General features: G+C 71.6%; 11 protein-coding genes and 2 pseudogenes. 6 read left to right on the top strand and 7 right to left on the bottom strand.

Annotated features, from left to right (window positions below):
* The 6 genes and pseudogenes from N4P33_RS24060 to galU form a co-directional block, all read right to left on the bottom strand.
* Positions 1–448: pseudogene (locus tag N4P33_RS24060) on the bottom strand (hypothetical protein); the annotation flags it as partial.
* A 172-nt stretch (positions 449–620) separates the two neighbouring features.
* Positions 621–1,268, bottom strand: coding sequence for a GNAT family N-acetyltransferase (locus N4P33_RS24055; protein WP_260828799.1), 648 nt, complete (start codon positions 1,266–1,268; stop codon positions 621–623).
* A 26-nt stretch (positions 1,269–1,294) separates the two neighbouring features.
* On the bottom strand, positions 1,295–1,801 hold the full coding sequence (locus tag N4P33_RS24050; protein ID WP_260828797.1) for a molybdenum cofactor biosynthesis protein B: 507 nt from the start codon (positions 1,799–1,801) through the stop codon (positions 1,295–1,297).
* Positions 1,798–2,292 carry a cyclic pyranopterin monophosphate synthase MoaC gene (gene moaC, locus N4P33_RS24045; RefSeq protein WP_260828795.1) on the bottom strand — a complete coding sequence of 165 codons (495 nt, stop codon included), beginning with the start codon at positions 2,290–2,292 and terminating at the stop codon, positions 1,798–1,800. Before moaC ends, N4P33_RS24050 begins: the two co-directional genes overlap by 4 nt.
* An 86-nt stretch (positions 2,293–2,378) precedes the next feature.
* Positions 2,379–3,701, bottom strand: coding sequence for a gephyrin-like molybdotransferase Glp (gene glp / locus N4P33_RS24040; protein WP_260828794.1), 1,323 nt, complete (start codon positions 3,699–3,701; stop codon positions 2,379–2,381).
* Positions 3,698–4,609 carry a UTP--glucose-1-phosphate uridylyltransferase GalU gene (gene galU, locus N4P33_RS24035; RefSeq protein ID WP_260828793.1) on the bottom strand — a complete coding sequence of 304 codons (912 nt, stop codon included), beginning with the start codon at positions 4,607–4,609 and terminating at the stop codon, positions 3,698–3,700. Before galU ends, glp begins: the two co-directional genes overlap by 4 nt.
* A gap of 92 nt (positions 4,610–4,701) precedes the next feature.
* Here galU and N4P33_RS24030 point away from each other — a divergent pair, with 92 nt between their 5' ends.
* Positions 4,702–5,316 carry a 5-formyltetrahydrofolate cyclo-ligase gene (locus N4P33_RS24030; RefSeq protein ID WP_260828792.1) on the top strand — a complete coding sequence of 205 codons (615 nt, stop codon included), beginning with the start codon at positions 4,702–4,704 and terminating at the stop codon, positions 5,314–5,316.
* Between the two features lie 84 nt (positions 5,317–5,400).
* Here the strand turns inward: N4P33_RS24030 and N4P33_RS24025 are convergent, their stop codons facing one another.
* Positions 5,401–8,259: a penicillin acylase family protein gene (locus N4P33_RS24025; RefSeq protein ID WP_260828791.1), complete on the bottom strand. Its 2,859-nt coding sequence runs from the start codon at positions 8,257–8,259 to the stop codon at positions 5,401–5,403.
* A gap of 209 nt (positions 8,260–8,468) precedes the next feature.
* Here N4P33_RS24025 and N4P33_RS24020 point away from each other — a divergent pair, with 209 nt between their 5' ends.
* The 5 genes and pseudogenes from N4P33_RS24020 to N4P33_RS24000 all read left to right on the top strand — a co-directional run.
* Positions 8,469–9,980 (top strand): potassium/proton antiporter, encoded by a 1,512-nt coding sequence (locus N4P33_RS24020; RefSeq protein ID WP_260828798.1) that lies wholly within the window; start codon positions 8,469–8,471, stop codon positions 9,978–9,980.
* Between the two features lie 196 nt (positions 9,981–10,176).
* Positions 10,177–11,466: an MFS transporter gene (locus N4P33_RS24015; RefSeq protein WP_260828790.1), complete on the top strand. Its 1,290-nt coding sequence runs from the start codon at positions 10,177–10,179 to the stop codon at positions 11,464–11,466.
* Positions 11,467–11,533: 67 nt separating this feature from the next.
* Complete coding sequence (locus N4P33_RS24010) at positions 11,534–11,845, top strand: FmdB family zinc ribbon protein (RefSeq protein WP_260828789.1); 312 nt, start codon at positions 11,534–11,536, stop codon at positions 11,843–11,845.
* A 106-nt stretch (positions 11,846–11,951) separates the two neighbouring features.
* Entirely contained in the window at positions 11,952–12,809 is an 858-nt protein-coding gene (locus tag N4P33_RS24005) for an S-methyl-5'-thioadenosine phosphorylase (RefSeq protein WP_260828788.1), read from the top strand.
* Between the two features lie 170 nt (positions 12,810–12,979).
* Positions 12,980–13,216, top strand: a pseudogene (locus tag N4P33_RS24000) (hypothetical protein); the annotation flags it as partial.

Genomic DNA, 13,216 nt, shown 5'->3' with positions numbered 1-13,216 from the left:
GGGACCCCTCGGGAGCGGGGGCCGCCCGACGGTCCGATCCGCCCGCCCGGTCCGCACCACCCACTCGGTCCGCACCGCCCGCCCGGTCGGCTCCGCCCATCCGGTCCGCGCGCTCGTCCGGCGCCTCGCCCGCCGGGTCCGGCTGCGGTACGGATGCCCGGGCCTCGCGGCGGGTCTGGGACACGGCGAAGGCCCGGACGTCCACCGAGTCGGTGACCGCGTCCGGGTCGGGGGCGTCCTGCTCGCCGTCCTCGGCGGAGCGCGCCCGCAGGTCCTTGGCGTACCGGCGCTCCATGCCCGCCCGTCCGGACAGCAGTCGGATGGCGGTGCTGAAGCGTTCCGTCGGACGGGCCTCGTTCAGCTCGTCCTGCCTACGGAGCCACATCGGCACCAAGTAGGCGGCCCAGGCCCCGACAATGACTGCGTAGATGAGGCCGCTGCTGCTCACGCCTCACACGGTAGAGGGGTTTGCATGACGCCATCTGCCAATTGAGCCGGTGTGTCGCACGATCTGGCTGATATTTCGAACTTTTCTTGTGACCGATGCGATCAGCCGACCATCCGGGGTGGGAATTCTCCGCCTTGACTCGGTCGTGATCCGATCAATTTCGAACGTTTATTCAATTTCCGGGGTGGTGCCGGATCCCGGGGTCGTGCCGCTCGCTCCCCTGCCGCTCGCGCTCGTCGCGGGCCCGTGCGCGGTGCCAGCGGCTGAGCAGGCCCTCGGGCACTTCCTCCGCCGTGAGCGCGAAGACGAGATGGTCGCGCCAAGCCCCGTCGATGTGGAGATATCGCGGACGCAGTCCCTCTTCGCGGAATCCGAGTTTCTCGACGACTCGGCGGCTCGGCCCGTTCTCCGGGCGAATGCAGACCTCGATGCGGTGCAGTCCGACCGTGCGGAAACAGTGGTCCACCGCGAGCGCGACGGCCGTCGGCATCACCCCGCGCCCGGCCACCGCCTCGTCCACCCAGTAGCCGACGTGCCCGGAGCACATCGAGCCCCAGGTGATCCCGGCGACCGTCAACTGGCCGACCAGACGCCCCTGGTACTCGATGACGAACGGCAGCATCCGGCCCGCGTTCGCCTCCGAGCGCAGATGGCGGACCATCTGACGGTAGGTCGGCCGGTGCGCGACCGGACCGGACGGCGTGGGCGGCGGGATGGTCGCCTCCCAGGGCCGCAGCCAGTCGCGGTTGCGCCGGTTGACCTCGCGCCAGGCCCGCTGGTCGCGCAGCTTTATCGGCCGGAGGACGATGTCGCCGTCCACCAGTTCCACGGGCCAGGAGGGGCTGTTCAGCTCGCACCCCCGCCGTCCGCGCCGGGTCTGGGGTGGTCCCCGCCGCGCAGCTGGTCCACGGCGTGCTTCAGCAGGGGCTCCAGCACGGCGAGGCCGTCCTTCACGCCCCCGCTGGAGCCGGGCAGGTTCACGATCAGCGTGGTCCCCGCGACCCCGGCCAGGCCCCGGGACAGCGCGGCCGTCGGCACCTTGTCCCGGCCGTACGCGCGGATGGCCTCCGCGATGCCGGGGACCTCGTGGTCGATCACCCGGCGGGTGGCCTCGGGGGTGCGGTCGGTGGGCGAGATGCCGGTGCCGCCGGTGGTCACGATGACGTCGTACCCGGCGTCGGCGCCCGCGCGCAGGGCGGCCTCCACGGGGTCGCCGTCGGGGACGACCCGCGGGCCGTCCACGGCGAAGCCGAAGCGCTTGAGGCCGTCGGCGATCAGCGGGCCGCCCTTGTCCTCGTAGACACCGGCCGCGGCACGGTTGGAGGCGGTGATCACAAGGGCCCGATAGCTCATGCCCTGCTCCAGTCGCCCGACTTCCCGCCCGTCTTCTCCTCCACCCGCACGTCCGTGATGACCGCCTTCTTGTCGACCGCCTTGACCATGTCGATCACCGTGAGCGCGGCGACCGAGACCGCGGTGAGGGCCTCCATCTCGACGCCCGTGCGGTCCGTCGTCTTCACCGTGGCCGCGATCTCCACCGCGTCGTCCGCGACCGACAGATCCAGTTTCACACCGGACACCGACAAGGGGTGACACAGCGGGATCAGATCGGGGGTGCGCTTGGCGCCCATGATGCCCGCGATACGGGCGGTGGCCAGGGCGTCGCCCTTGGGGACGCCCTCGCCGCGCAGCAGCTCGATCACGCGGGGCGAGACGAGGACGCGGCCACTCGCGCGGGCGGTGCGCGCGGTGACGTCCTTGCCGGACACGTCGACCATGCGGGCCGCGCCCGCCTCGTCGAGGTGCGTCAGGTGGTCCTGGCTGGGTCGGTCCTGCGTGCTCATGCTGCTGTGGCGCTCCCGGTCCGGGCCCGTCGCGGTGCGGCGCGCGGGCCTGCTGTGCGCGACACGGTACCCCGATGGAGGCGCGGTCAGCCGAGCAGGACCACCTCGACGTCCGTGCCGGGCCGGACGGACTCGACGTCCTCGGGGACGACGATCAGCGCGTTCGCCCGGGCGAGGGCGGCCACCAGGTGGGATCCGGCGCCGCCGACCGGGGTCACCTCGCCGTCGGCGTACCGGCCGCGCAGGAACTGGCGGCGGCCCTTCGGGGAGGTGAGCGGCTGGTCCGCGGTCAGTGCCGCGCGGGTTCTGGGGCGGTGGACGTCGGTGAGGCCCATCAGGGTGCGGATGGCGGGGCGGACGAACAGCTCGAAGGAGACGTAGGAGGAGACCGGGTTGCCGGGGAGGGCCAGCAGCGGGGTGTGGTCGGGGCCGATGGAGCCGAAGCCCTGGGGCTTGCCCGGCTGCATGGCGAGCTTGCGGAACTCGACGCCGCTGCCCGGCTCGTCCTCGTCGCCCGCGTACGACAGGGCCTCCTTGACGACGTCGTACGCCCCGACGCTCACGCCGCCGCTGGTGACCATCAGGTCGGCGCGGACCAGCTGGTCCTCGATGGCGTCGCGCAGGGTGTCGGCGTCGTCGGCGACCGCGCCCACGCGGTAGGCGATGGCGCCCGCGTCACGGGCGGCGGCGGTGAGGGCGAAGCTGTTGGAGTCGTAGATCTGACCCGGCCGCAGCTCCTCGTCGGGCTGGACGAGTTCGCTGCCGGTGGAGAGCACCACCACGCGCGGGCGCGGGCGTACACGTACGGTGCCGCGGCCGATGGCGGCGAGCAGGGAGATCTGGGGCGGGCCGAGCACGGTGCCGGCCCGGAGCGCGCGGTCGCCGGCCTTCACGTCGCTGCCCTTGGCGCGCACATGCGCGCGTGCCTCGGCCGGGCGGAACACCAGCACCTGGCCGCCGGCCGCCTCGGGGGCGAGGGCACGGGCGCGCATCCCGGTGGCGGGGCCCTCGCCGAGGCCGCCGTCGGTCCACTCCACGGGGACGACCGTCTCGGCGCCGGGCGGCAGCGGGGCGCCGGTCATGATGCGGGCGGCCTGTCCGGGGCCCACGTGCAGCAGCTCGGACTGGCCGGCCGCGACGTCCCCGACGACCTCCAGGGCCGCCGGGTAGCGCTCGCTCGCGCCCGCGATGTCCGCGACCCGCACCGCGTACCCGTCCATCGAGCTGTTGTCGAAGGGGGGCAGGGAGACCGGGACCGTGACGTCCTCGACCAGGACGCAGCCCTGGGCGTCGAGGAGGTGCAGTTCGATGGGTTCGAGCGGGCGGACGGTGCTGAGGATGTCGTCCAGGTGCTCGTCCACCGACCAGAGGTGGTCCGGGCCTGCGGTGCGGGGCGCGGCAGTGCTCAACTTTGCTGCATCTCCTCGGTGACATAACGGTGGAGCCAGGTCCGGAAGTCCGGGCCCAGGTCTTCACGTTCGCACGCGAGTCTGACAATGGCACGGAGGTAGTCGCCGCGGTCGCCGGTGTCATAGCGGCGGCCCTTGAAGACGACGCCGTGCACCGGGCCGCCGATCTTCTCGTCGGCCGCGAGCTTCTGGAGCGCGTCGGTGAGCTGGATCTCGCCGCCGCGGCCGGGCTCGGTCTGCCGCAGTATCTCGAAGACGGCCGGGTCGAGGACGTAACGGCCGATGATGGCGAGGTTGGACGGGGCGTCGGCGGGGTCGGGCTTCTCGACGAGACCGCCGACGCGGACGACATCGGCGTCCTCGGTGGTCTCGACGGCGGCGGAGCCGTAGAGGTGGATCTGCTCGCGGGCCACCTCCATCAGCGCGATGACGCTGCCGCCGTACTGCGCCTGCACCTCGATCATCCGCTGGAGCAGGGGGTCGCGCGGGTCGATCAGGTCGTCGCCGAGGAGCACCGCGAAGGGCTCGTCGCCGACGTGCGGGGCGGCGCACAGGACGGCGTGGCCGAGACCCTTGGGGTCGCCCTGGCGGACGTAGTGCATGGTCGCGAGGTCGCTGGACTCCTGGACCTTGGCGAGGCGTTCGGCGTCGCCCTTCTTCTCGAGGGCGGACTCCAGTTCGTAGTTGCGGTCGAAGTGGTCCTCCAGGGGGCGCTTGTTGCGGCCCGTGACCATGAGGACGTCGTCGAGGCCGGCGGTGACCGCCTCTTCGACCACGTACTGGATCGCCGGCTTGTCGACGACCGGCAGCATTTCCTTGGGGGTGGCCTTGGTGGCCGGCAGGAACCGGGTGCCCAGGCCTGCTGCGGGGATGACAGCCTTGCTGATCCGAGGGTGCGACTGAATCATGCCCGACACCATATCCGGTGCGATTGCAGGGAATCTGCCGCTCCGGTTACATCCCGCTCATATGAGCTGTTTGGAACAGTACGGGGACAATCTTGAGACACAACGACGGTTCCGACGAGGCTGACAAGCGCGCGTTGCGGCGGCACATCGCCACGGTGAGGCGCGGGTTGACGGCGGATGACGTGCAGGTGGCGGCGGGGGCGCTGGCCGAGCGGGCGCTCGCCCTGCCCGAACTGGCGCACGCGCGCACGGTGGCGGCGTACGTCTCCGTGGGGAGCGAGCCCGGCACGCGCGCGCTGCTGGACGCGCTGCGCGCGCGGGGGGTGCGGGTGCTGCTGCCCTCGCTGCTCCCCGACAACGACCTGGACTGGGGTCTGTACGCGGGCGAGGACTCCCTGGCGTCCGTCAGGCACGGCGGGAAGATGCATCTTCTGGAGCCCGGCGGGGCGCCGCTCGGTCCTGACGCCGTCCTGGACGCGGACGTCGTGCTGCTGCCGGGCCTCGCCGTCGACGCGCGCGGGATGCGGCTGGGGCGCGGCGGCGGCTCCTACGACCGGGTCCTCGCCCGTCTCGAACGCGCGGGCGCGCACCCGGCGCTGGTGGTGCTGCTGTACGACACGGAGGTCGTCGAGCACGTCCCCGAGGAGCCGCACGACCGGCCGGTGCACGCGGTGGTGACGCCGGGGGGAGTACGGCGGTTCGGCTAGACGTCGTGGACAGCGAAGAGGCGAAAGGGGCCGCCACGCGTGCGTGGCGGCCCCTTTCGTGTGCGTGCCGGGCGGGCTGCGGCCTTACGGCTTGAGCAGCAGCGTGTCGCTGGTGCTGTCCTCGACCGCCTTGTCCGTGAACGACCACTCCAGCAGTTCGCCCTCGGCCCACTTGTCCGTCTGGTCGACGTAGTGGGCGCTGTAGGCGTGCCCGGAGGCGCCGGTGAGGTTGATCCAGCGGGACTTGTCGAGGTCGCCGAGGTTGACCACCATCCGCATCGACGGCACCCAGACGACGCCGTAGCCGCCTGCCGCGTTCCAGCCGGTCGCGTTGACGGTGGCCTCGCCGCCGCCGAGCTTCCACGGGCCCCGGTTGAGGACCCGCTGCAGGAAGCCGGGGCCCTCGGTGCCCAGGGTCTGGTTCTTCAGGAACAGGCGGTGCAGCCGGCCCCAGCTCCAGGTGTCGACGTCCTTGCCGAGCTTGGCGGTCAGCTCCCAGCGGGCGTCGATCATGGCCCGCTTGAACAGCTGGTCACGGTTCTCCGCGGCGGGACGGGTGCCCGCCTTGGAAGTCTTCCACCAGTCGCTGTCCTCGTCGTCCATCAGGCTGCGGACCACCTCGAACCAGCGGTCGCCGCCGTCGGGCTGCGCCTGGTCCGGCTCGCGCTGTCCGCACTCGCGCACCTTGTCCACCTCGTCGGCGGGCCCGGTGGTGTTGACCGGGTCGACCCACAGGCACTGGCCCTCGACGCGCAGCTCCTTGGGCAGCTTGTTGCCGAAGGCGAGCTTGAGGATGTTGCGCCACACCGAGTTGAAGTACGCGGCGGCGGCCGAGTCGGCGTCCTGGGTGTAGTCCCAGCCCTCCAGCAGCTTCTGCGCCTCGCGGACGTCCTTGTCACCGGTGTCGATCTTGAGCAGCTCGGGCACCAGCAGCTTGGCGATGGAGCTCTGGTTGTCCAGCTGCATCTGCCGCATGTCGTCGGTGGAGATCTTCCCGCCGTCCTTGATCTTCGACTGGATCAGGTCGGTGATGCGCTGGCTGCGGGCGCCGTAGCCCCAGTCCGTGGTCAGCGTGTACGGGTAGTCCTCGCCGACGACGGCCTGGTTGGCGGTGACGATGTAGCCGCGCTCCGGGTCGTACTCGTAGGGCAGCGCCTCCTGGTCGATCCAGCCGGTCCAGCGGTAGTCCGAGTCCCAGCCGGGGGCGGGGATCGAGCCGTCGTGGCCCTTCGCGCGCGTGGGGATCTTTCCGGGCAGCGTGTAGCCGATGTGGCCGTCGGTGTCCGCGTAGATCAGATTCTGCGAGGGCACCTCGAAGAGGGTGGCCGCCTCGCGGAAGTCGTCCCAGTCCTTCGCGCGGTTCATGGCGAAGACGGAGTCCATGGTGCGGCCGGGGTCCAGGGCGGTCCAGCGCAGGGCGACTCCGTAGCCGTCGCCGCGGTCGGGGGCGGCGCTGTCGACAGTGGCCTTCTTGCCCGTCCTCACCAGCTCGTCGCTGCGGTCGGAGAGCAGGGGGCCGTTGTCCGTCTCCCGGACGACGATCTTCTCGGAGGGGCCGCCGGCGACCTTGATGGTCTCCTCGCGCGTCCTGAACGGCTTGATCTTTCCGTCGACCTGGTAGCCGTCGCCGGTGACCTTCTCCAGGTAGAGGTCGGTGACGTCGACGCCGGAGTTGGTCAGGCCCCAGGCGACGTCCTGGTTGTGGCCGATGACCACGCCGGGCATGCCCGCGAAGGTGTAGCCGGCGACGTCATACTGGCACTTGGCCGAGACGCTGCGGCAGTGCAGGCCCATCTGGTACCAGACGGACGGCAGCGAGGCGGACAGGTGCGGGTCGTTGGCGAGCAGCGGCTTGCCGGTGATGGTGTGCTCCCCGGCGACCACCCAGGAGTTGGAGCCGATGCCGTCGCCGTTGATGCCGACGGCGGTGGGGAGGTCCTCCAGGACCTGCTGGAGGCCGGTGAGCTGGCTCTCCAGCGCGGATCCGCCGGAGCCGGAGCCGGTGCCGGTGCCTGTACCGGTGCCGGTGCCTGTACCGGTTCCGGTTCCGGTTCCGGTTCCGGTGCCTGTTCCCGTGCCCGTACCGGTTCCGGTGCCCGTCCCGGTGCCCGTGCCGCTCGCCGAGTCACCCTGCTCGTACGCCCCGGTCAGCTCGTTGTACTGGCCCTCCTGGATGACCGGCTTGTTCCGGCTGTACGGGTACTCCGGGTACAGGTCGGCGATCTGCTGGGGGCCGAGGCGGCTGGTCATCAGGGCGCGGTCGATCTCGTCCTGCATGTTGCCGCGCAGGTCCCACGCCATCGCCTTCAGCCAGGCCACGGAGTCGACCGGCGTCCACTTGCCCGGCTTGTAGTCGTTCTCGAAGCCCAGCGCCGCGTACTCCAGGGAGATCTCCTCGCCCTCCTTGCCCTCGAGGTAGGCGTTGACCCCCTTGGCGTACGCCTGGAGGTACTTCTTGGTCTCCGGGGAGAGCTTCTTGTCGTACTCCTCCTGCGCGATCCGGTGCCAGCCGAGCGTGCGCAGGAACTCGTCGTTGTCGATCTGGCCCTTGCCGAACATCTCCGACAGGCGCCCGGCGGTCATGTGCCGGCGGACGTCCATCTCGTAGAACCGGTCCTGCGCCTGGACATAGCCCTGCGCCATGAACAGGTCCTCGTCGGAGGAGGCGTAGATCTGCGGGATGCCGTAGCCGTCGCGCTTGACGTCGACGGTGCCGCTGAGGCCCTGCAGGGTGATCGAGCCCTTGGTCTGCGGGAAGGAGGCGCGCACGGTGCTGATGGACCAGTACGCCCCGTAGGCCACACCACCGATCAGGGCCAGCACCAGGACGAGCACGATCAGACGGACCTTGCGGCCCCTTTTCCCGCTTTTCCCGCCTTTTCTGCTCTTCCTGCCGGACGTGCCGGGCTGCTGACCCGTGGAGGCGGTGGTGTCGGTGGGCATCGCTGTCCTTGCTGTCCTAACGCGAGCGGCAGGTCGGGCTGTGCTTTTAACTGAGCGCTGGAGCAACGATAGGCGCAGGGCCTCGCGCCCCTGGACGGGGAGTCGGGAACCGGCCCGCACCGGCGTTCGACGACGCCCGTGCGAGCGTCAAGAAATCGTCAAGAGTTAGGTAAGGTAACGAAGTAGTTTGCCAGGGAAGGGAACGGCCGCTGACTGTCCACCACCTCAACCAGCTCCTGCTCGTCTGCTCGCTCGTCCTGCTCGTCGCCGTCGCAGCGGTCCGGATCTCCTCGCGCAGCGGGCTCCCCAGCCTGCTCGTCTACCTGGGCATCGGCATCGCCATGGGCCAGGACGGCATCGGCGACATCCACTTCGACAACGCCGAGCTGACGCAGGTCATCGGGTACGCGGCCCTGGTCGTGATCCTGGCCGAAGGTGGTCTGGGCACCAAGTGGAAGGAGATCAGGCCCGCCCTGCCCGCGGCCTCCGCGCTGGCCCTGGCCGGTGTGGCCGTCAGCGTCGGGATCACGGCGACGGCCGCGCACTATCTGATCGGTCTGGAGTGGCGGCAGGCGCTCATCATCGGCGCGGTGGTGTCCTCGACCGACGCCGCGGCCGTCTTCTCGGTGCTGCGCAGAATCCCCCTCCCCGCGCGCGTGACGGGCACGCTGGAGGCCGAGTCCGGCTTCAACGACGCGCCCGTGGTCATCCTGGTGGTCTCCTTCTCCACGGCCGGACCCATCGACCACTGGTACGTGCTGCTCGGCGTGATCCTGCTGGAACTGGCCATCGGGGCGGCCATCGGCCTCGCGGTCGGCTGGCTCGGCGCCTGGGGCCTGCGGCGCGTGGCCCTGCCCGCGTCCGGCCTGTACCCCATCGCCGTGATGGCCATCGCCGTCGGCGCCTACGCGGCCGGCGCCATCGCCCACGGCAGCGGATTCCTCGCCGTCTATCTCGCCTCGATGGTGCTGGGCAACGCCCGGCTGCCGCACTGGCCGGCCACCCGCGGCTTCGCCGAGGGGCTCGGCTGGATCGCCCAGATCGGCATGTTCGTCCTGCTCGGCCTGCTGGTCACGCCGAGCGAACTGGGCGACGACATCGTGCCCGCGCTGGTCATCGGGCTGGTGCTGACCATGGCGGCCCGCCCGCTCAGCGTCGTGCTGTGCCTGATGCCGTTCCGGGTGCCCTGGCGGGAGCAGACGCTGATGTCCTGGGCGGGGCTGCGCGGGGCCGTGCCCATCATCCTGGCGACGATCCCGATGGTGGAGGGCGTCGCCGCCAGCCGGAAGATCTTCAACATCGTCTTCGTCCTGGTCGTCGTCTACACCCTCATCCAGGGGCCGACGCTGCCGTGGCTGGCCCGCAAGCTGCATCTGGGCCAGGAGGACGAGGCCGCCGACCTCGGCATCGAGTCCGCGCCCCTGGAGCGGCTGCGCGGGCATCTGCTGTCGGTGACCATCCCCAAGGGGTCGAGGATGCACGGCGTGGAGGTGGCCGAGCTGCGCCTGCCGGCCGGGGCCGCCGTCACCCTCGTCGTCCGCGACGGGAAGTCCTTCGTGCCGCTGCCGACGACCGTGCTGCGGCGCGGCGACGAGCTCCTGGTAGTCGCCACCGACCCGGTGCGCGACGCCGCCGAGCGGCGGCTGCGCGCGGTGGGCCACGGCGGCAAGCTGGCCGGCTGGCTGGGGACGGACGGCGGGGACGACGGGCGGAGCCCTTGACGCCCGGTGATCCCTGTACCATGCAGAGGAACCCAGATCGAACCAACTCTGCCTGACGCAGAGCTGGCGCGACCGTATGGCGGCCGGCACGCCCCGAGCTGTGGCACCGGTATCTACCGCAGTCAGCGCAAGAGGACAGCTCTCGGCGCGCCCGCACAACGGGCCTGCGCTACCAGGCGGCAGAAAGGCACGGGCCGTGGCATCCACGGTCACCACGTCGAAGAACTCGGCTGCTGCCACCTCACGCCCGGGATACGGCCGGCTGCTGCGCACGCGCGGCGCCTGGACGTTCCTGATCCCCGGCTTCGCGGCACGCCAGCCGTTCGCGATGCTGACCCTCTCCATCGTGCTGCTGGTGCAGCACACCACCGGCTCCTACGGCGCGGCAGGCGCCGTCGCGGCCGCCACCGGCGTCTCCATGGCGCTGTTCGCCCCCTACGGCGGCCGGCTCGCCGACCGGTACGGGCAGCGGGCCGTCCTGATCCCCGGGGTCCTGGTGCACACCGCCGCGGGCCTCACCCTGACCGCGCTCGCGCTGGCCGACGCGCCCCTGTGGGCGCTGTTCGCCGCCGCCGTGCCCACGGGCGCCTCGGTGCCGCAGATCGGGCCCATGGTGCGCGCCCGCTGGGGCGTCACTCTCAAGGGCTCCCGGCTGATGACCACGGCGGCGGCCTTCGAGTCCGTCACGGACGAGCTGACCTTCGTCGTGGGCCCGCTGCTGGCCACCGCCCTGTGCACGGCCGTCGACCCGGCCGCCGGCCTGGTCACCGAGGCCGCGCTGACGCTGGTCGGCGGTCTGCTGTTCGCCGCGCAGAAGGGCACCCAGCCGCCGGTCCGCCTCGACGGGCACGCGCGCGTGGAGCACGTCTCCGCCCTGCGCGTCCCCGGGGTGCGCGTGCTGATCGTGACCTTCCTCGGCATCGGGTCCGTCTTCGGCGGCATGCAGGTGTCGCTGGCCGCGTTCACCGAGTCGATCGGCGAGCCCGGACTCAACGGCGTGCTGTACGGCGTCTTCGCCGCCGGAAACATGCTCTCCGGGATCGCCTGCGGCGCCATCGCCTGGAAGGTGGCCCCGCAGCGGCGCCTGATCCTCGGCTACGCGGCGCTCGCGCTGACCGCATCCGCCCTGTGGACCGCGCACTCGGCGCTGCTGCTCGCCGGGCTCGGCCTGCTGGTCGGCATGTGCATCGCGCCCGCCCTGATCACCGGCTACACGATCGTCGAGGACCTGGTGCCGGCCGGGGCCCGCACCGAGGCGTTCACCTGGCTCACCGGAGCGGTCGCACTCGGCCAGGCCGCCGCCGTCACCCTCGCCGGGCAGCTGGAGGACCGGCTGTGGGGCGGCGCCGGGTTCCTGGTGCCGATGGGCGGGACCCTGCTGGCGCTGGTGACCCTGCTGGCGCTGCGGTCACGGCTGACGCCGGCGCCGCGCGGACGCACCGTCGCACGTGGCGTCGGTCACCGCTCGCCCGTCGCAGTGGACTGAACGCAGGGAATGAGTCACTATGGTTCGTCGTTAGCACTCATCGAGTGAGAGTGCCAGGAGGAAGACAGTGCCCACCTATCAGTACCAGTGCACCGAGTGCGGCGAGGGCCTCGAGGCGGTGCAGAAGTTCACCGACGACGCCCTGACCGAGTGCCCCAGCTGCAAGGGCCGCCTGAAGAAGGTGTTCTCGGCGGTCGGCATTGTCTTCAAGGGCTCCGGCTTCTACCGCAACGACAGCCGCGGCTCGTCCTCGAGCAGCTCCCCGGCGGCGAAGTCGTCGAGCTCCTCGACGTCGTCCTCGTCGTCCTCGGACTCCGGGTCGAGCTCGTCGTCGTCCTCGGCCTCGTCGAGCAGCTCCACCAGCACCACCGCCGCGTAAGGCCGTACACCTACGGGACCCTGTCGTCGTACGACCACGACGACGGGGTCTTCGGCGTTCGCGGGGGCGGCTGGGGGTGCTTGCGGGGGCGGTTAGGGTGCGGAGCATGGCGAACACGGCGAACGCTTCCGTGCCGGCGGCCGAGATCGGTGTGATCGGCGGCTCCGGCTTCTACTCCTTCCTCGACGACGTGACCGAGGTCCAGGTGGACACCCCCTACGGGGCGCCCAGCGACTCCCTCTTCCTCGGCGAGGTGGCCGACCGGCGGGTCGCCTTCCTGCCCCGGCACGGGCGCGGCCACCATCTGCCGCCGCACCGGATCAACTACCGGGCCAACCTGTGGGCGCTGCGCTCGGTGGGCGTGCGCCAGGTGCTCGGGCCGTGCGCGGTGGGCGGGCTGCGCCCCGAGTACGGGCCGGGCACGCTGCTGGTGCCGGACCAGCTGGTGGACCGTACGAAGTCCCGGGTCGGCACGTACTTCGACGGGCTGCCGCTGCCCGACGGCACCGTGCCGAACGTCGTGCACGTGTCGCTGGCCGACCCCTATTGCCCGGCCGGGCGGGCAGCGGCGCTGAAGGCGGCGCGCGGGCGCGACTGGGAGGCGGTCGACGGGGGCACGCTGGTCGTGGTCGAGGGGCCGCGCTTCTCCACCCGTGCGGAATCGTTGTGGCACCAGGCGCAGGGCTGGTCGGTGGTGGGCATGACCGGCCACCCCGAGGCGGCGCTCGCCCGTGAGCTGGAGCTCTGCTACACCTCCCTGACCCTGGTCACCGATCTCGACGCGGGCGCGGAGACCGGCGAGGGCGTCTCGCACGACGAGGTGCTGCGGGTGTTCGCGGCGAACGTGGACCGGCTGCGGGGGGTGCTGTTCGACGCGGTGGCGGCGCTGCCCGGCAATGAGGAGCGGGACTGTCTGTGTAGGGGGGCGCTCGGGGGGATGGATCCGGGGTTCGTGCTGCCGTAACGGCGTGGCTGAGGGGCAGTGACGGCGGGCCCGGGGTCAGGTGGAGCCTCTCGTTCGGGTGAGCGGGTTTTCCACAGGTCCGGGTGCGTCCACAGGGCCCGGCGGGGAGCGGCGGAAGGCCTCATCGTGGGGGTCGCAAGCCGATCTCTCGTCGCCAGGTGGTGGTCCCCGTGTCGCTTCGTTCCTCCTCGCCCCGCTCCTCCGCTCCCGCGCGCTTCGCGCCGCCCTCGCCCGCGGATCTCGCGTCCGGCCCGCCCGGCGCGGACGTTCCTCCTCCGTGCGAGGTGCCGCACTTCGCTCCGGTGCGCGTACGCGCCGGTCTGCTGCGCTCGCCACGGCTGGTACGGCACCGGAGGCGGGCCGTGGCGGTGGGCCTCGCGGTGACGGCGGCGGCGCTCGTCGCGGCG

It is taken from the genome of Streptomyces sp. 15-116A (genome assembly GCF_025290915.1).
Taxonomy (GTDB): domain Bacteria; phylum Actinomycetota; class Actinomycetes; order Streptomycetales; family Streptomycetaceae; genus Streptomyces.
The sequence above is the reverse complement of the archived record's forward strand: the minus strand, read 5'-3'. Positions and strand labels throughout refer to the sequence as shown.

Bases quoted from the DNA above. Each gene is read 5' to 3' on its own strand.
- galU (WP_260828793.1), bottom strand. From the start codon at position 4,609: ATGATTCAGTCGCACCCTCGGATCAGCAAGGCTGTCATCCCCGCAGCA.
- N4P33_RS24005 (WP_260828788.1), top strand. From the start codon at position 11,952: ATGGCGAACACGGCGAACGCTTCCGTGCCGGCGGCCGAGATCGGTGTG.
- N4P33_RS24025 (WP_260828791.1), bottom strand. From the start codon at position 8,259: ATGCCCACCGACACCACCGCCTCCACGGGTCAGCAGCCCGGCACGTCC.
- moaC (WP_260828795.1), bottom strand. From the start codon at position 2,292: ATGAGCACGCAGGACCGACCCAGCCAGGACCACCTGACGCACCTCGAC.
- N4P33_RS24050 (WP_260828797.1), bottom strand. From the start codon at position 1,801: ATGAGCTATCGGGCCCTTGTGATCACCGCCTCCAACCGTGCCGCGGCC.